This window comes from Pseudomonas sp. Kh14 (assembly GCF_900291005.1).
Classification (GTDB): domain Bacteria; phylum Pseudomonadota; class Gammaproteobacteria; order Pseudomonadales; family Pseudomonadaceae; genus Aquipseudomonas; species Aquipseudomonas alloputida.
The window spans coordinates 52,954-70,329 of record NZ_OLKJ01000031.1; the positions used below are offsets into that span (position 1 = coordinate 52,954).

At 60.7% G+C, this 17,376-nt stretch carries 14 protein-coding genes; 8 read left to right on the forward strand and 6 right to left on the reverse strand.

What is annotated here, in order from left to right:
• Positions 1-5 precede the first annotated feature (5 nt).
• Entirely contained in the window at positions 6-2,069 is a 2,064-nt protein-coding gene (locus FQ668_RS16210) for a PAS domain-containing sensor histidine kinase (protein WP_026031871.1), read from the reverse strand.
• Between the two features lie 194 nt (positions 2,070-2,263).
• On the opposite strand from FQ668_RS16210, the gene FQ668_RS16215 reads away from it, so the two are divergent.
• Positions 2,264-2,950, forward strand: a complete 687-nt coding sequence (locus FQ668_RS16215; protein WP_019437520.1) for a type 1 glutamine amidotransferase domain-containing protein — start codon at positions 2,264-2,266, stop codon at positions 2,948-2,950.
• A 129-nt stretch (positions 2,951-3,079) separates the two neighbouring features.
• Positions 3,080-3,886: a CSS-motif domain-containing protein gene (locus tag FQ668_RS16220; protein ID WP_019437519.1), complete on the forward strand. Its 807-nt coding sequence runs from the start codon at positions 3,080-3,082 to the stop codon at positions 3,884-3,886.
• Positions 3,887-3,909: 23 nt separating this feature from the next.
• Here FQ668_RS16220 and hppD read toward each other — a convergent pair whose 3' ends face one another.
• The gene (hppD, locus tag FQ668_RS16225; protein WP_019437518.1) at positions 3,910-4,986 is read right to left on the reverse strand and encodes a 4-hydroxyphenylpyruvate dioxygenase; all 1,077 of its coding nucleotides are present in this window, start codon (positions 4,984-4,986) and stop codon (positions 3,910-3,912) included.
• Positions 4,987-5,284: 298 nt separating this feature from the next.
• Between hppD and FQ668_RS16230 the strand changes: the two genes are divergently transcribed.
• Together FQ668_RS16230 and rarD are read left to right on the forward strand one after the other, a co-directional pair.
• The gene (locus FQ668_RS16230) at positions 5,285-6,871 is read left to right on the forward strand and encodes an EAL domain-containing protein (protein ID WP_014590820.1); all 1,587 of its coding nucleotides are present in this window, start codon (positions 5,285-5,287) and stop codon (positions 6,869-6,871) included.
• 33 nt (positions 6,872-6,904) lie between these two features.
• A complete protein-coding gene (rarD, locus tag FQ668_RS16235) occupies positions 6,905-7,792 on the forward strand; it encodes an EamA family transporter RarD (RefSeq protein WP_023389884.1) in 888 nt (295 codons plus the stop codon).
• On the opposite strand, the gene FQ668_RS16240 is transcribed toward rarD, so the two are convergent.
• Positions 7,755-9,326, reverse strand: a complete 1,572-nt coding sequence (locus FQ668_RS16240) for a TerC family protein (protein ID WP_010954303.1) — start codon at positions 9,324-9,326, stop codon at positions 7,755-7,757. The two genes, rarD and FQ668_RS16240, sit on opposite strands and share 38 nt — an antisense overlap.
• A 291-nt stretch (positions 9,327-9,617) precedes the next feature.
• Between FQ668_RS16240 and FQ668_RS16245 the strand changes: the two genes are divergently transcribed.
• Positions 9,618-10,199: a LysE family translocator gene (locus tag FQ668_RS16245; protein ID WP_019437516.1), complete on the forward strand. Its 582-nt coding sequence runs from the start codon at positions 9,618-9,620 to the stop codon at positions 10,197-10,199.
• Here the strand turns inward: FQ668_RS16245 and FQ668_RS16250 are convergent.
• The 3 genes from FQ668_RS16250 to FQ668_RS16260 form a co-directional block, all read right to left on the reverse strand.
• Positions 10,164-11,012 carry an AraC family transcriptional regulator gene (locus tag FQ668_RS16250; RefSeq protein ID WP_019437515.1) on the reverse strand — a complete coding sequence of 283 codons (849 nt, stop codon included), beginning with the start codon at positions 11,010-11,012 and terminating at the stop codon, positions 10,164-10,166. The two genes, FQ668_RS16245 and FQ668_RS16250, sit on opposite strands and share 36 nt — an antisense overlap.
• 47 nt (positions 11,013-11,059) lie before the next feature.
• A complete protein-coding gene (locus tag FQ668_RS16255; RefSeq protein ID WP_019437514.1) occupies positions 11,060-12,178 on the reverse strand; it encodes a glycosyltransferase 61 family protein in 1,119 nt (372 codons plus the stop codon).
• A 72-nt stretch (positions 12,179-12,250) separates the two neighbouring features.
• Positions 12,251-13,405 carry a hypothetical protein gene (locus FQ668_RS16260; protein ID WP_019437513.1) on the reverse strand — a complete coding sequence of 385 codons (1,155 nt, stop codon included), beginning with the start codon at positions 13,403-13,405 and terminating at the stop codon, positions 12,251-12,253.
• Positions 13,406-13,861: 456 nt separating this feature from the next.
• On the opposite strand from FQ668_RS16260, the gene FQ668_RS16265 reads away from it, so the two are divergent.
• The 3 genes from FQ668_RS16265 (at position 13,862) to FQ668_RS16275 (ending at position 17,304) form a co-directional block, all read left to right on the forward strand.
• The gene (locus tag FQ668_RS16265) at positions 13,862-15,481 is read left to right on the forward strand and encodes an NADP-dependent glyceraldehyde-3-phosphate dehydrogenase (RefSeq protein ID WP_014590815.1); all 1,620 of its coding nucleotides are present in this window, start codon (positions 13,862-13,864) and stop codon (positions 15,479-15,481) included.
• 110 nt (positions 15,482-15,591) lie between these two features.
• A complete protein-coding gene (locus FQ668_RS16270) occupies positions 15,592-16,071 on the forward strand; it encodes a VOC family protein (protein WP_014590814.1) in 480 nt (159 codons plus the stop codon).
• Between the two features lie 51 nt (positions 16,072-16,122).
• Complete coding sequence (locus tag FQ668_RS16275; RefSeq protein WP_019437512.1) at positions 16,123-17,304, forward strand: hypothetical protein; 1,182 nt, start codon at positions 16,123-16,125, stop codon at positions 17,302-17,304.
• The last annotated feature ends 72 nt before the right edge of the window (positions 17,305-17,376 follow it).

Below are 17,376 nucleotides of genomic sequence, written 5' to 3' on the forward strand. Positions count from 1 at the left end.
GCGCCTTACGCGTCAAGCATGCGTAGCGCCTCATCGGCAAGCAGCGCCAGCGAAAACGGCTTGTTCAACAATGCCGTGCCCGGCTGATCGAGCAATTGCGCTTCAATGGACTGATCCGCATAACCGGTGATGAACAGAATTTTCTGCTGTGCAAGCTGCATGCGCATGGCCTTCGCCACTTGCCGGCCACTGAACCCACCCGGCAAACCGATATCGGTTATGACCAGATCGAAAGGGCCGCCATGGCGGAAGCGCTCCAGTGCGCTATTGGCATCGCCCACATCCGTGACGTCAAACCCACGCTCAGTCAGGTACTCGCGCATGACCGCGCGCAGATCAAGCTCGTCATCCACCAGCAGCAGGCGCTTGCCAAGTGCCATGCGCTGCGAAAGCGGTACCGGCACGGGCTCATCCGGAACCGGCTCATGGCACCTGGGGAAAAGCATGGACACCTTGGTGCCCTGCTCTGGCGCCGACTCGATCCAGGCATACCCGCCCGACTGACGGACGAAGCCATATACCATCGACAGACCAAGCCCGGCCCCACGCCCGAGAGGTTTGGTTGTGTAAAACGGTTCGAAAGCCCGGGCGATATCCGCCGCGGCCATGCCATGGCCATCATCCTCGACATGCAAGGCCACATAGTCGCCTGGCGGCAAGCCACCTTCATCCGGGAAAAAGGCGGTCAGCCGTTCGTTGACGCTGCTGATGGTGACATTGCCCTGTTCCAGGCACGCTTCACGCGCATTGGCACACAAGTGGATCAAGGCATTCTCTAGCTGGGGTACGTCCAGGCTCACTGCCCAAGGTGCAACGTCCAGTTGCCAGTGCAAACGCATCTCTGCCCCCAGCGCCCGCAGCAACAGGGGTTCGCTCAGACGTAACTGCCGATTGAAGTCCAGTGGCCGAGGGGCCAATGGCTGATGGCGGGAAAATGCGATCAACCGATGGGTCAGGTCCATGGCACGCTGCACCGAGTCGCGCGCAACGTCCACGTAGGCCTCCACACGCTCCAGCCGCCCCTCCTGCAGGCGCCGCTGCAGCAGTTCGAGGCTGCCACCGATACCGGACAGCAAGTTGTTCATTTCATGGCCCATGCCGCCCGCCAACTGGCCAACCACCTCCATACGCTCACTGTTGTGCATCAGCGCCTCTGCCTGACGCGCAGCCTCTTCACGGTCTGCGGTGATGTCCCGGCCAACCGCCGTCAGCAGGCTGCCGTCAAACCGCGCACTCCAGCGAAACCAGTGATAGTGACCATCGCGGTGTCGCAGGCGGATCTCCAGCTGCTCCGCGTGGCTGCATTGGAACAGCCCGGACACTGCCAATCGTACTTCGGTACGCTCTGTCGGGTGCACCAGCTCCATCACCGACATCGCCTGCACCTGCTCTTGTGTCCAGCCCAGAATGCGGTACCAGGCCGGGTTGGCAGCATGCAGTTTCAATTCAGGGGTGAGCATCATCATCGCTTCACGCGACAGCAACCAGAACTGCTCTCGCTCGGCCACATGCTGCTCAACCTGGCGTTCAAAGCTCTGCATCTGATCACGCCAATGGCGGTGTGCCTCGACGCTGGCCGTGGTCTCGATCACTGTGTGCAGAAACCCTGCCACGTTACCGAGCTCATCGTGCAGGGGGGCATAACCGAATGCGCACCATAGCGGTTCGGCGCCTTCATTGCGGACGATACGCAGGGGTGGGTCCTCGACAAAATTCGACTGGCCCTCCAGTGCCTTGAAGACCCAAGGTCCCACTGCAGGCCAGATATCACTCCACAGGGTATCGAACGCCATGCCCAGCGCATCCGGCAATGCCCGCAACGCCCGGTAGCCATCGTTATGCACTACACACAGGTCGGGCCCCCAGACCACCGCGCACGGGAAGGGTGACAAATGCATCATGTCCACGGCAATGCGCAACGAAGCAGGCCAGCGCGACAATGGCCCAAGCGAGGTACGCCACCAGTCGAACTGGGAAATCCGCTCCCCCATCGGCTCGATCAATGGCAAAACAGGCGACTGCAGGATGACCTGCGGCGCGGGCTCGCGTGAATTACCGTTAGCGACCAATATCGTGACTCCAGCAATACTCAGGGTTGACCACAGCGCCGCCAAGCCTGGCACGCTCGCCCGGGGATGGGTTCAAGTTAGCACAGCACGTCCCGAACACCATGGCGGACTTGCTGGTGGCAGCTATGCTATTTAGGTTTTCCCTCGGGCCAGGAAGCACCGGCCCATTCAGGTTGCCGACGGGAGCAAGGGTCATGAGCAAGAAAATTCTGGTGGTGTTGACCAATACAGCGAAGTATCCAACCCTCAAACGGGCGACCGGGTTGTGGCTGGGTGAAGCCGTTCACTTTGTCGAGAAAGTCGAAAAGGCCGGCTACACGGTCGACTATGTCAGCCCACAGGGCGGTTACGTTCCCGTCGACCCGCACAGCCTGCAGATGGCCCCGGACCTGGACTGGCAGTGGTACGACGACAAGCGCTTCATGACGCGCCTTGGCAGTACCTTGGCCCCAGGGCAGGTGAAGGCTGACGAATACAGCGTCATCTATTACACCGGTGGGCATGGGGTGATGTATGACTTCGCAGACAACCATGCTCTGCAGGACCTGGCACGCAAAATCTACGAAAAAGGTGGCATTGTCGCAGCAGTCTGTCACGGCGTTGTCGGCCTGCTGAACATCAAGCTGAGTAACAACTGCCTGCTCCTCAAAGACCGCAAGGTGACCGGCTTTTCCAACATAGAGGAAAAACTGGCCGAACTGGACGACGTAGTGCCGTTCTTGACGGAGAACGAACTCGGGGCTCGCGGCGGTGAGTACAGTAAACATGATGAGCCGTGGAAGCCGTACGTGGTCGACGATGATAGGCTGATCACCGGGCAGAACCCCGCTTCCACTGCCTTGCTGGCCGAGACAGTGCTGAAAAAGCTCAAGGGCACTTAGCTACATCAAGGCGCTCGATTTCCTACCGCTTCAACTGCAGCCGGACTACAGCAGCCCGGAAAGCAAATACATAGGCTCAGGGCTCAGCTGTTCACCACGGACAGTTTCAGAGCGGAGAACTATTAGCCTATGTCGAAAATCATGCACGCGGGGCGCAGCATGGTGGAGCTGCTGCTGCTCATTGCAGTGGCGCTGGTGCCTGTGGTTTCCGGTTTGCTGGTGATGGCTTTCCAGCTGGAAGCGAAACTTGCGGAAAACGCCAGCATTTCCGTTCAGGAGGCGGTTTTCAGTGTCGACAATGCACTGGACAGAATGCACGAGACGGCCCTGCGCACCCTGCCATTTGCAGGGGAATCTTGCGATAACGTCAAAAGTGCCTTGCAGGACCAGGTTGCCATTCGCTCCATGGTCAGGTCGCTGACCTTGCTCAAAGACAATCAACCCTACTGCAGCACGGCTTCAGGTTCGCTGGAGCATTATTCATCATTCGCGTCGTCCGGCCAGCGGGTCGCGCTGTCCTACGGCCCCCCTGACACGCGCCAGAAGCTGCTGGTCGACTTTCACCAGAAGGGCAAAAGCCATAGCATCATCGTGACAGCCTATGCCATGCAGATTCGCAATGAACTGGATGGCTTTCTGGATGGGCTGACACTGCTGGTTGAATTTGGCGACCGCTACATATGGAGCAATGGTGACAGCCGTGACCTTGAGCGCCCTTCACAGTCCGAATTCTTTACAAGCGCCATGTCGGCCAAGTATGGATACACGGTCAAAGGTGGCTACCCAGAGGGTTTCACCGCTCAGGAAATCCGCCAGTCGGTGCTGCAGATCGTCCCCTCGCTGATGCTGGTGGGGATCGTGACCGGCTCGATCGTCTACCTGGCCCTGTTCAGGGCACGTGCCAACAGACGGGGTACCGCCGCCGAACAAACATGACGACGACGGTACTCCAGGGGCGGTCAGTCTGTGCTCAGCACGCCGCGGCGTACCTGGTCACGCTCGATGGATTCGAACAGCGCCTTGAAGTTGCCCTCACCGAAGCCATCGTCACCTTTGCGCTGGATGAACTCGAAGAAAACCGGGCCAAGCAGGGTTTCCGAGAAAATCTGCAGCAGCAGGCGCTTGTCTTCGGGCTGCGAGGCACCATCGAGCAGGATGCCACGGGCTTGCAGTTGGTCGACCGGCTCACCATGGCCAGGCAGGCGCTCTTCGAGCATTTCGTAGTAGGTTTGCGGTGGCGCGGTCATGAAGCGCATGCCCAGCCCCTTCAGCGCATCCCAGGTCTTGAGCAGGTCATCGGTCAGGAAGGCCACGTGCTGGATACCTTCACCGTTGAACTGCATCAGGAACTCTTCGATCTGCCCTGCGCCCTTGGACGACTCTTCGTTGAGCGGGATGCGGATCATGCCATCAGGCGCAGTCATGGCCTTGGAGGTCAGGCCAGTGTATTCGCCCTTGATGTCGAAGTAGCGGATTTCACGGAAGTTGAACAGCTTCTCGTAGAACCCGGCCCAGTAGGCCATACGCCCACGGTAGACGTTATGGGTGAGGTGGTCGATGATTTTCAGGCCAGCACCTACCGGGTTACGATCCACGCCTTCGATGAAGTTGAAGTCGATGTCGTAGATTGAACTGCCTTCCTCGAAGCGGTCGATCAGGTAGAGCGGTGCCCCCCCGATACCCTTGATCGCCGGCAGGCGCAATTCCATCGGGCCGGTTTCGATTTCTACCGGCTGGGCGCCCAGTTCCAGGGCGCGGGCATAGGCCTCATGGGCATTGCGCACGCGAAAGGCCATGCCACATACCGACGGGCCGTGTTCAGCGGCAAAGTACGAAGCGATGCTTTTGGGTTCATTGTTCAGGATCAGGTTGATGCCACCCTGGCGATACAGGTGCACATCCTTGGAGCGGTGGGTGGCCACTTTGGTGAAACCCAGTATCTGGAATACAGGCTCAAGTACGCCAGGGCTCGGCGAAGCCAGTTCGATGAACTCGAAGCCCATCAGGCCCATTGGATTGTCGAAGATATCAGCCATGTTCGTGTCCTCATCTGCTGCGAAAATTATAGATTGCGTAGGATGTGGAACAGAAACGGCGGTGAGCACGGGATACCGCGCACGCTGCGGGCGAGGAAGTCACCTATGATCAGCTTGAACCCATGGTATGTCATATGGACCCATTCTCGGCGGGCTTGATCCTTCGGACGTGAAGGACCTTATTGTTGTATTCGTAAATCGATTCTACATTGCGTAAAATGGTTTGTCGCGTTTTAGTTGCTCGTACGCGGCGACAAACGGCTATCCTCTCGTTTTACGCCATGATAGTCAGGTCAGCATGCCCCTTACCGCCAAACGCCGCGCCGCACTCAGCTGGCGCACGCTCTTGCCTTGGGTCGTCGGCCTGCTGCCGGTCATGTGCGGCCTGGCCGTGATGAACTGGCAGGTCGAACGTGAAATGCAGGCCAGCAGCCACGCCACCACCCGCCAGGCGTTGGAACACGTCGAACACATCCTCGACAACCTGTCCCATGCCGCCAATTCGCTACTTCCTCTGACTGACAGTTCATGCGAGCAGGCCCAGCTTATGCTAAGGGCCCAGGTTACCCGCAATGCCTTCGTGCGCTCGACCAACCTGTTCAGGCACAACACCCTTTATTGCACCTCGCTGTTCGGCGAGTTCGAAGAACCGGTCAATCCTGGCGATTACGTCGACGGCAAGTTATGGCTGATGGACGGCAACTCGGTTACGCCGGGCCACCCGCTGCTGGTCTACCGTGCCAGCGACGGCGACCACGGTGCAATCACCACGGTGGATGGCGACCACCTGCTGACAGCACTGCGCCTGATCGGCCCCGATGAAGAACTGCAAATCCGCGTGGGCGACGCCTGGATGGGCAAGGACGGCGTGGTCCACAAAGGCGTCTCCCCTGCTGCCGCCAGTGCCAACGTGCTGTTAGGCTCGACGCGTTACCCTTTCAGCGTGCAGGGCGGCTACAGTGCCGACAAGCAAGGCCAACTGTTACGCAGCCACTACCCTGGCCTGTTCAGTCTGCTGCTGGTACTGGGTGCCCTGGCGGCGCTGGCATGCCGCTGGCAGATTCGCCGCGCCACCTCACCGCGTGCCGAACTGGACCGTGCCCTGCAGGCCGATGAATTCCTGCCGTATTTTCAGCCAGTGGTGCGCAAGGGCGATTACCGCTGGGCCGGTGCGGAAGTGCTGATGCGCTGGCACCACCCACGAGAAGGCCTGGTTCGCCCCGACCTGTTCATCCCCTATGCCGAACACAGCGGGCAGATTGTCGCCATGACCCGCGCGCTGCTGACACATACCGCGCAAAGCCTGGCGCCCTATGCCGGCTTGTTGGAAGACGGCTTCCATATTGGTGTCAACATCACCGCTGACCACTGCCGCGACCTCAGCCTGCTGGATGACTGCCGTACGTTCCTGCAGCACTTTCCGCCCGGCCGGGTGGTGCTGACCCTGGAACTGACAGAGCGCAAGCTGATCGAGCCTACGCCGGTCACCCTTGAGTTGTTCGAAAACCTGCATGCCATGGGCGTGATGATTGCCCTCGACGATTTCGGCACCGGCCAGTCGAGCCTCAACTACCTGCGGCAATTCAAGGTCGACTACCTGAAGATCGACCAGAGCTTCGTTGCCATGATCGGCGCCGATGCGCTGTCAGTGCACATACTCGAGACCATCATCGAGCTGTCGGGAAAGCTGGACCTGGGCATCGTTGCCGAGGGAGTGGAAACCGACATGCAGCGCGACTACCTGGCCGCGCACGGGGTGGACTTCCAGCAGGGTTACCTGTTCGCCAGGCCCATGCCGGCCGCCCAGTTCCTCGAAGCTCTGGCCACTCGCCCGGGTGCAACGCAGTTGCCGCAAGATGCGCCCCCTGAGATCATGCGCAGTTGATCAACCCGCTCAATTCCCGTATTCGAGGCATTCGTGTCAAAAGGCATTGTTTCATCGGTCATGGCGTCCTGCCTGTTCGCTGTGATGTACTTCTATACCTCCCTGCTCAAGCCACTCGATGGCGAAGAAATCTTTGGCTGGCGCACCCTGCTGACACTGCCCTGCCTCACCTTGTTCATGCTTGTCTCGAAAGACTGGAAGCGGGTGGGCGAACTGATGGGCCGGGTAAAACGCACGCCGGTGCTGTTGCTCGGCATGGTCGGCACGTCCTGGCTGATGGGGGTGCAACTGTGGCTGTTTCTCTGGGCGCCTCTGCATGGGCGCAGCCTGGAAGTGTCGATGGGTTACTTCCTGCTGCCACTGGCCATGGTTCTGACCGGGCGGCTGGTCTATGGCGAGCGCCTGTCACGCCTGCAGACGGTAGCCGTGGCCTGCGCCGCACTGGGCGTGGGCCACGAGCTTTACCAAAATGGCAGTTTTGCCTGGGAAACCCTGCTGGTAACGATCGGCTACCCGGTCTACTTCGTGCTGCGTCGACACTGCCGCACCGACCACCTGGGCGGCCTGTGGTGCGACATGTGCCTGCTGCTGCCGTGGGCGCTGTACTTCGTGATCCAGAGCCCACTTTCCAGCGCTGACCTGCAAGCACACCCCGGGCTGTATGTGTTGGTCCCGATCCTTGGCGCGATCAGCGCTTCGGCGCTTATTGCCTACGTGCTGGCCAGCCGCATGCTGCCATTCAGCCTGTTCGGTCTGCTCAGCTACGTCGAACCCGTGCTGCTGGTGGGCGTGGCGTTGCTGCTGGGCGAAACCATCGGCCCGGATCAGTGGCTGACCTACCTGCCAATCTGGGCCGCAGTACTGGTGCTGGTGCTTGAGGGCTTCAAGCACCTGCTACGTCAGCGTCGCCGTTCGGTGTAAGCCGAACCTGGCGTACCCGTCGCTCTTCAACCGCCTCCACGGTCAGCATCCAGCCATTCCAGGCTAGCCGGTCACCGACCATCGGCAGGCGGTCGAGCAAGCTCATCACCAGGCCCGCAAGGGTCTGGTAATCCTCGGTAGCACGGGCGCTGAAGCCAGTACGCGCCTGCACCTGGCTGAGATTCAGCGCACCGCTCACCACAAAGCCTTCGCCCTCCTGAACGATGCCCGGGCCTTCGACTTCACTGGCATCCGGCAGCTCACCGGCAATCGACTCAAGGATGTCGGTCATGGTCAACAGCCCGGTGAAGTCACCGAACTCGTTGACCACGAAGGCAATGTGGGTCGATTGACCGCGCATTTGCTCCAGGGCATTGAGGATGCTGAAGCTCTCCAGCAGGTTCAACGGCGCCCGGGCCATGCTTTCCAGGTCGGGCTGGCTGCCCGAGAGCAGTTCTTTCAGCAGTTCCTTCTTGTGCACAAAGCCCAAGGGCTCGTCCACGCGACCATCGCGGATCAGCGGCAGGCGCGAGTACGGCGAATTGGCCAGGGCCTGGGCAATGGCGTCGGCCGGTTGCGCCAGGTCGATCACATCAACCTCGGCACGGGCTGTCATCACCGTACGAATCGGCCGCTCGGCCAGGTTCAGCACGCCGCTGATCATGACCCGCTCACGGCGGTCGAACAGCACCTGTTCCCCGCCGCCCTCGACCAGGTCGGCAATCTCCTCGCCAACCTCGTCAGCCTCGACCCGGCGGCCGCCCAGCAGGCGCAGCACGGCATGGGCAGTGCGTTCGCGCAACGGCCGATGCTGTTGCAAGCTGCGCTTGCGGCGGGCACGGGCCAGCTGGTTGAACAGCTCGATCAGGATCGAGAAGCCGATGGCCGCGTACAGGTAGCCTTTGGGGATATGGAAGCCCAGGCCTTCGGCGGTGAGGCTGAAACCGATCATCATCAGGAAGCCCAGGCACAGCATGATCACCGTGGGGTGGGCGTTGACGAAGCGGGTCAGTGGCTTGCTGGCAACGATCATGATACCGATCGAGAAGATCACCGCGATCATCATCACGGACAACTCATCGACCATGCCGACCGCCGTGATCACGGCATCCAGCGAGAATACCGCGTCCAGTACCACGATCTGGGCAACGATCGGCCAGAACGCGGCATGGCGCAGCGTGCCGCTGGCCTGGGTCACGTGACCTTCCAGGCGTTCATGCAGCTCCATGGTGGCCTTGAACAGCAGGAACACACCACCGAACAGCATGATCAGGTCACGGCCAGAGAAGCTCTTGCCGAACACTTCGAACAGCGGTGCGGTCAGGGTGACCATCCACGAAATGCTGGCCAACAGGCCCAGGCGCATGATGAGCGCCAGGCTCAGGCCAATGACCCGCGCGCGGTCGCGCTGATGGGGCGGCAACTTGTCGGCGAGAATGGCAATGAACACCAGGTTGTCGATACCCAGCACCAGCTCGAGGACGATAAGCGTCAACAGGCCTAACCAGGCCGTGGGGTCGGCTAGCCATTCCATTAGCGGGTACTCACGAGGGGCACGTCACAAGGACGGGAGAAGGATGGCCAGAAAGGCCGAAGACTGGGGGGCTCCGCGAAGGTGCTCATATAGACCTTGATAACAAATTGGGAGAACGATGCTACAAGCACAGCAGGTTTCTGTAGTAGCGCAAAACTATTACAAAACCTGTAACAACCCTGGATCGCCATTAGCCCTGCAGGCGCGAGTCGTGCGCAGGTACTTTTGTTCAATACATCAGAACGCCGGCCACGCGAGGATAACGCCTCCCCAACCACGCGGATCTTCCTCATGAGCCTATACCTGTCCATGGCCGCCTTCGCCCTTGCGGCCTCGATCTCCCCCGGCCCGGTCAACATCGTCGCCCTTGGCAGCGGTGCCCGCCATGGCCTGCGCGCCAGCGTTGCACATGTGGCCGGCGCCACGCTGGGGTTCTGCCTGTTGCTGGTGCTGGTCGGGCTGGGCCTGCATCAACTGCTGTTGCGCTGGCCCTTGCTGGGCCTGATGTTGCACTGGGGCGGTGTGGTGTTTCTGCTGTACATGGCGTGGAAGCTGGCCAGTGACGACGGTAACCTGAACAACGCACAGCCTACCCAAGCCCCTTCAGCCTGGCACGGCGCAGCGATGCAGTGGCTGAACCCCAAAGCCTGGTTGGCAGCCGTTGCCGGGGTGGGTGCCTACACCGGCGGTGAACAGCACTTGCTCTGGCTGTTTACCTGGATCTACGGGCCGATCTGTTTCATCTCGGTGGCCTGCTGGGCCTGGGCCGGCAGCGTGATTCGCCAGTACCTGGACAACCCACGTCACCTGCGCATGCTCAATCGGAGCCTGGCCGTGTTATTGGTCGCCAGCGCGGTTTACCTGATCCTTTAAGGCTTGCACGGCTCCTGCAGGAGCGCCCAGGCTAGCGACGGCATTTCTGTAATGCCCCGGTGTCGCCGCCAGGTGCTGTTTGAATGCCCGCTGCAGGTGTGCCTGATCAGCGAACCCGGCCTCCTGTGCAACTTCAGCAATTGAGCGGCCCTGGCGCAACTGCGCCCGGGCCAGTTGCACGCGCTGGTCTAGCAGGTAGCCATGCGGCGTCAGGCCGAAGCGTTGGCGAAAGGCACGAATCAGGTAGGAACGGGACAGGCCACAGGCCCCGCAGATGTCCTCGAGGCTGAGCGGGTCACTGCGATGGGCGCGTATGAACGCTGCCGCTGCATCCAGCCGTGGATTGCCCTCGCCACCCTCGCTGGCATTACCGCCAAGCATGCCCGGCAACTCGTGAAACAGGGCCACCAGGCGGGCTTCGCGATCAGGCAGCCTGGCATCGAACAGGTCGGCAAAGGCCTGCAACAGCCGCCCATACAACACAGGCGAGCGGCTCCAGGTCTGCGTGGGCAGGGTAAAACCCACTGCCTGCAACCAAGGCTGATCGACAAACAGCATCAGGTAAGACCAGGGTTCCCCGGCAACAGGGTTGCAGGTATGCACCACGCCTGGATTCATCAACACCGTGGTACCCGCCCCAACCTCAACGCACTGGTCACTGTTGATGTAAGTGCTACGTCCCCCCGTGATCACCCCGATGGAGAAACTCTCGTGGGAGTGCGCGGCGTAGCACACCTTGCGCCCGTCCCCTACCCGTCGGGCTTCAACGAACGGCAAGGCAGGGTCGCGCCAAAACCGTGATACCTCGATCATCCTCTACTGCCCTGCCTGCCGCTGATCCATGCACGGATACTACACATTTATCGAGGGAACAGATCCAGCGTGCGCTCCACCTCGTCAATATCGATCCGGAAACCATCGCCGTCCGGCAGGCCTACCACAAAGCCGAAATGCTGGTGATCACGATCCGTCAGGTATTTGTAGTAACTGACGAAACGGTTCGGCGGCTGCAAAGTCAGCAGGCAGCCTCCAGCCTGCAGCACATTCACGCCATGCACCAACTGGCTACCCTCCACCCCGATGACCACTTTAGCCCCGGCGCAGGCCGCGACAATACTCGGTACATCGGACTTCAGCGGGTTGACGATGCGAAAACCGCGGGTCGTGCGCAGGTGTTCGGCAAGCTCCAGCTCGTTGCGCAACAGGCGCAGGTCACCATCACCGCCCCGCAACAGGAAAACCCCCGGGTGCTGCGTGTGCGTCACATGCGACAGCAGCTTGTCACCCATGGCTCGGTAGCGAGCATGCCGGCTGCGGTTGTTGCTCTGGTCATCGAACAGCACCAGCTCGCGAAAGAACGCACTGCGCAGGCGCAAAGGCTTCATGTCCAGCCAGTCTTCATAGGCCGGTGCCTGGGTGAACAGCGGATACCTGGCAGAGGGGGCGCTGGTCACCGGGATGCCCTCGTTGCAGGCCAGCGCATAGGTCGGGCAATCTTCCATCAGCCAGGTGCCGAACCAGGTATTACCGTTTAGCGTGCAGTAGATCGCAGCGCGGTCGATTTCATGGTCGATGAGGATGGTCGGGAAGGTACTCGGCTTCTGTGACAGCCAGTGGCTGGCCTTGCCCTTGTACAATGCCCCATCGACCAGCCATACATCCTTGATCAGGTAGCCGCGGGTTGGTCCTTGCAACGTGTGGACACCTCCCGCCATGGTCTGCGCCGGGTGCACGTAGGGGTAAAACCGCTTGCCTTCCCAGCCCGTCACCCGCTCCAGCTGGCCAGGCAGGAAAATGGCCGGCGGCGAAACCGTGGCTTCGCCCGGGGCAATGTCCCAACTTTTGGTGGCGACGCTCTTGAGATCGATCGCCGATTTGCCGCCCAGCCGTTTGCGCGCCATGTATCGGTAGGCGGCCAAGGTCCAGCTGTGTTGCCTGCCTGCGGGCGATGCACTGAACTGCGAGATGTCGCTTCCCATGAAGCGTCCCCCCTGATGACGAAGACTGGAGCCCGGCGCCCGGCGCCAGATCAAAGCATCCCTGGCAGTTACTCAACTACTCGTGACTCTTTCCATGGTGGGCGGTGACTGCAAGCTGGCGTAACGGCTGCGCAATGTTTCCACAAACGGTTCGCCTGCCCCGCTGCCTCCGTAGAGATAAATCTTGTGCAGGCCACCAAACACCATTTCGTGATAGCGGCTGGCAACTTCCTCATCGCTTGGGCCATCGGGGAGCCCCAGATGCAACGTCAGCTTGTCGCCTTCGACCGCGAACATCGGCGTGTCCCACAGGAACTTTGCCGTACCGGTCTTGGGCAGGCGGACAAACAGGTACGCATGGTTACCCAGCGAATCGATATCACCACCGCGGCGGCGCTTCCACTTCAGCAGGCCGTCGTCCGGGCGCGCCAGACACAGGCCGATGTCGTAATAATCGAAGCCCTGTTCCAGTGCCCATTCAAGCGCCATGAAAGTGGTGATCGAATTCACCTCGCGCAATTTCTTCGCATCGGAAAACACCGCCTCGCAATAGCCAAAGCGCAACGTGCTCCAGTAACGCTTGCCGCCGCGTACCACTTCACACCCCAGGTGGCAGCCGATCACCTCATCGCCCAGCATGATCAAGTCAAGCCGGCCGACACTCTTGGCAATACGGAACACCTCTTCGGTAGGAAACTGCGCGGCATGAATGCCCTGCCGGGCCGAAGCATAAGGGCGCAGCAGATCCCGGTCGGCCATGGCGATTTCTTCGTCCGAAAGGGCTTGGCGCATGTGATAAAGCGGCCGGTTCTTGCGAATGCTGCGCCGCAGTTCGCTGTCGTAGCGGGCAGTGATGTCTTCCAGTGGGCGCCCCAGCGGCACCACGGCGCTCAGGTAGTGGGGGACTGACAGCGACCCCGACGTGGGCATTTCGCTGATGACCACGACGTGGCTGGCAGCCGCCGTGGCACTTGCACCGTCCACGATCGATGCGCTGCCCTGGCCCTTGCCACCGATCAGCAGCTTGGCCATTTCCCGTTGCTGCTTGCGGCCGATGTAGAGGATTTCGTACGGGCTCTCCTGTTGCGGGCGGAACCTGGCGACTTCCCAACGCCAGAGACAGGCACGCGCCAACATTTCTCGCATTTTGCTGGCCAGCAGCCTGATTTCGTAGCGCAGGGAGGGCGACAGGAGCTTGCGCGCCACAGTCGTCAAGGTCTTTTTCATTTCTTCTTCGGCGTCCTTTGAAGTGCACTGTTGGCCAATCGGAACAAGAGAAAAAACCCGGCAAAAAAACTTAACACTCTGATTTTTATTGTTTTACTTGAAACTTTACTATCACATTCAGTAACAATTTAAGATGCCTGCAAACGCTTTGGCAAGCGGCTTCTGGCTGACTTTTGATCAAGTTTCATGGCGTCAAATTCCCCGCATCAAACCAATGCTCAACACAACTTTTGCTATAACCATGCCCATCAAGCGTCCGCTGGCTACTTCGCTATCAATGAGTAAACTTTGATGCCTACTTTGCATCAACGCCTTTCAGTTCGCTGACTGCTTGCCGGGTAGGCATTGGCGGCCATGTTGAACCAGACTGGTGTTTTTCCGGCAGCCAGTGCATGCTCATAACTGAAACGATTCAACTGACTTGAAAACCGCCCTTTGATGTGAGGTGCAGTACCCATGGACCGTTTGCTCGATTCACTCTTCCCCAGCGCCGAGAACATCCCGGACACCTGGCGCCTGGGAGCCCCACTGGAACAACGCGATTACCTGGTCAACGGTGAGCTCAGGCGCTGGGACGGCCCGTTGGCCACGGTGCGCAGCCCGGTGTGGCTCAAGCAAGGCGACGAGGAGCATCAGGTCATACTGGGCAGCGCCCCGCTGCTGGATGCCGAGACCGCGCTTACCGCCCTCGATGCCGCCGTGCAGGCCTATGACAAAGGCCGTGGCGCCTGGCCGAACATGCGCGTGGCCGAGCGTATCCAGCATGTGGAATCCTTCCTTGCCCGTATGCGTGAACAGCGCCAGGCCGTGGTCAAGCTGCTGATGTGGGAGATCGGCAAGAACCTGAAGGATTCGGAGAAGGAATTCGACCGCACCTGCGACTACATCGTCGACACCATCAACGCCCTCAAGGACCTGGACCGCCGCTCCAGCCGCTTCGAGCTGGAACAAGGCACCCTCGGCCAGATCCGTCGTGCCCCGCTGGGCGTGGCCCTGTGCATGGGGCCCTACAACTACCCGCTGAACGAGACCTTTACCACGCTCATCCCGGCGCTGATCATGGGCAACACCGTGGTGTTCAAGCCGGCCAAGTTCGGCGTACTGCTGATCCGCCCCTTGCTCGAAGCGTTCCGCGACAGCTTCCCGGCAGGCGTGATCAATGTCATCTATGGACGCGGCCGGGAAACGGTTAGCGCGCTGATGGCCAGCGGCAAGGTCGATGTATTCGCCTTCATCGGCACCCACAAGGCCGCCAGCGACCTGAAAAAACTGCACCCACGCCCGCATCGTCTGCGCGCCGCACTGGGCCTGGACGCCAAGAACCCGGGCATCGTGCTGCCCCAGGTCGACCTCGACAACGCTGTCGAAGAGGCCGTCACCGGGGCGTTGTCGTTCAACGGCCAGCGCTGCACGGCACTGAAGATCCTGTTCGTGCACGAGGATGTGGTCGAGGCCTTCCTCGACAAGTTTCAGCACAAATTGGCGGCGCTCAAGCCCGGCATGCCGTGGGAACCTGGCGTGGCGCTGACACCGTTGCCCGAGCCTGGCAAGGTCGACTACCTCGATGGCCTGGTTGCCGATGCGACGGCCAAGGGCGCGCGCGTGCTCAACGAAAATGGCGGGCACAGCCGCGGCTCATTCTTCTACCCGGCCTTGCTGTACCCGGTCAGCCGGGAAATGCGCGTGTACCACGAAGAGCAGTTCGGCCCGCTGGTACCGGTGGTGCCCTACCGCGACCTGCAGACAGTGATCGACTATGTGCTGGACTCCGACTACGGCCAGCAACTGAGCCTGTTCGGCAACGACCCGGCCACCATCGGCAGCCTCGTCGACATCTTCGCCAACCAGGTCGGGCGCATCAACATCAATGCTCAGTGCCAACGCGGCCCTGACACCTACCCGTTCAACGGCCGCAAGAACAGCGCCGAGGGCACGCTCTCGGTGGATGACGCTTTGCGTGTGTTCTCCATCCGGACGCTGGTCGCCACGCGCTTCCAGGAGGCCAACAAAGCGCTGATCAGCGAGATCATTCGCAACCGCCAGTCGAGCTTCCTGACCACCGACTACATCTTCTGACCGCCGCGCTTATAGACAATCGATCTAGCATCACTGTCGATTTTCCATCTGGGCGAACGACTCTAAGCAACAGGGCGCCTTTCGGCGCCCATTGCACAGGAGAGTCGAACATGGCAGTCAAACCTATTCCCGAAGGCCAGCACAGCATCACGCCCTACCTGGCCATCAACGACGCCGCCAAGGCCATCGAGTTTTACAAGCAAGCCTTTGGGGCGGTGGAAATGTTCCGCCTCGATGCCCCGGGCGGTCGCGTTGGCCATGCCGAACTGAAAATCGGCGATTCGTCGCTGATGCTGGGCGACCCCTGCGACATGGAAGGCGGCCTCACCGCCAGCCAGAAGCTCAACGGTGCGGGTGTTGGCCTGCACTTGTATGTTGAAGACTGCGACAAGGTCTACGCCCAGGCCCTGGCCGCCGGGGGCATCCAGTTACATCCCTTGACCGACCAATTTTACGGTGACCGCAGCGGCACCCTGAAAGATCCGTTTGGCAACATCTGGTTCGTGTCCACCCACAAAGAGGACCTGACGCCCGATCAGATTCGCGCCCGTGCCGCGAAGATGTTCGGCGGTAGCAAAGCGGCGAGTTGAAAGCCGCGCGACTTTGCTTGAAGCTTGAGGCTCGTAGCTTGGAGCTGCTTCATGCGAATCATCGACAAAACCGCCACCCAGGTGCGCAGCCTGACCCCCGCTGAAGAGGAACTGCTGGTCGGCTTTGCCACCGGCAGCCTTGCCGGCCCGCGCCTGCTACAGGCCAACCAGCTACTGATGAACGTGCGCAACGCCAACCAGTGGCTGGCTTGTGACTGCCGCAACGATGCCTTGCCGGTGCTCAATGTCACTCTCAACGGCAGCACCGGCACACTTTTCCTCAAGAACAACCCGGGCACCGCCGAGCACGCGCCTGGCTGCCCGTTCACCAAGGACGAGCGGGAAGCCGCCGAACGTGAAAACGACCCCGCCCCACCCGCCGCCTGGCTGCCACCCGATACACCCTTGCGCCTGATCAGCGACTTCCGTGCTGGCACGGCCGGTGGCGCCGGCGATGGCAACGACAGACGCGAACAGCAGCGCCTGCTGTCACTGCTGCTGACCTGGATTGAAACCAGCGGGCTCAACCTTTACGCCACCCGCCTGAAGAAAGACCTGACCACACAGTTTGCCGAGTTGCGCAGCGTGGCCAGCCGCTATCCGCTGCTGGAGCGGGTGCCCGCCAGCAACTACCTGGAAACCCGTCTGGACATGAAGCACATGATGATGCTCAAGTCCCGCCTGCGCGAAGCTTCTGTGTTCGGCAACCATCGCCGCCACGGCCTGCTGCTGGACTGCGTCGACCAGATCAAAGGGCGCAAGTTGTTCAACAACCGCAGCGAGGACGGCTTCGACTTCCAGGGGCATCACCTGTACTGGGGCGGGAGCCGCACCACCGGGCCGTTGCTGGCGCTGATGATCTACTCGCCGACCAGCGCCGGTAGCCATTTCTATGAGCTGATCCATGTGGCCAGTGTGCCCGTGCTGTCGCGCGCGCACTTGTTCCCGGTGTACCGCGATGAAGAACGCGAGCCGCTCAAGGCATTGGTGTCGCTGATCGACTGGATGGCCAGTAAAGGGGTGAAAGTGCAGATGCGTCGCCCCGTGATCGGTGGGCAGGTGATGGATGAACTGGTGCTGACCTCGGACCAGGACCGGGTGTTGTCAGTGTCGCTGCTGGAACAGCCCATCGGCCCCGAGCCGGATACCGAGAACTTCAAGCGCTACGCCGACTTCAAAAGCCTGGAAACATTCCGCAAGTTCGTTGCCGGCTTTTTCATGCGCGAGCGTTGAAACCCACTCGCAGGAATCGCCCTGCCCTTTGGGCGGGGCGGTCACGCAGCGAACACAGGCGGCAAGCAGCTA

Coding starts and splice junctions, on each gene's coding strand:
- FQ668_RS16215 (WP_019437520.1), top strand. CDS start 2,264: ATGAGCAAGAAAATTCTGGTGGTGTTGACCAATACAGCGAAGTATCCA.
- FQ668_RS16220 (WP_019437519.1), top strand. CDS start 3,080: ATGTCGAAAATCATGCACGCGGGGCGCAGCATGGTGGAGCTGCTGCTG.
- hppD (WP_019437518.1), bottom strand. CDS start 4,986: ATGGCTGATATCTTCGACAATCCAATGGGCCTGATGGGCTTCGAGTTC.
- FQ668_RS16230 (WP_014590820.1), top strand. CDS start 5,285: ATGCCCCTTACCGCCAAACGCCGCGCCGCACTCAGCTGGCGCACGCTC.
- FQ668_RS16240 (WP_010954303.1), bottom strand. CDS start 9,326: ATGGAATGGCTAGCCGACCCCACGGCCTGGTTAGGCCTGTTGACGCTT.
- FQ668_RS16245 (WP_019437516.1), top strand. CDS start 9,618: ATGAGCCTATACCTGTCCATGGCCGCCTTCGCCCTTGCGGCCTCGATC.
- FQ668_RS16250 (WP_019437515.1), bottom strand. CDS start 11,012: ATGATCGAGGTATCACGGTTTTGGCGCGACCCTGCCTTGCCGTTCGTT.
- FQ668_RS16255 (WP_019437514.1), bottom strand. CDS start 12,178: ATGGGAAGCGACATCTCGCAGTTCAGTGCATCGCCCGCAGGCAGGCAA.
- FQ668_RS16260 (WP_019437513.1), bottom strand. CDS start 13,405: ATGAAAAAGACCTTGACGACTGTGGCGCGCAAGCTCCTGTCGCCCTCC.
- FQ668_RS16265 (WP_014590815.1), top strand. CDS start 13,862: ATGGACCGTTTGCTCGATTCACTCTTCCCCAGCGCCGAGAACATCCCG.
- FQ668_RS16270 (WP_014590814.1), top strand. CDS start 15,592: ATGGCAGTCAAACCTATTCCCGAAGGCCAGCACAGCATCACGCCCTAC.
- FQ668_RS16275 (WP_019437512.1), top strand. CDS start 16,123: ATGCGAATCATCGACAAAACCGCCACCCAGGTGCGCAGCCTGACCCCC.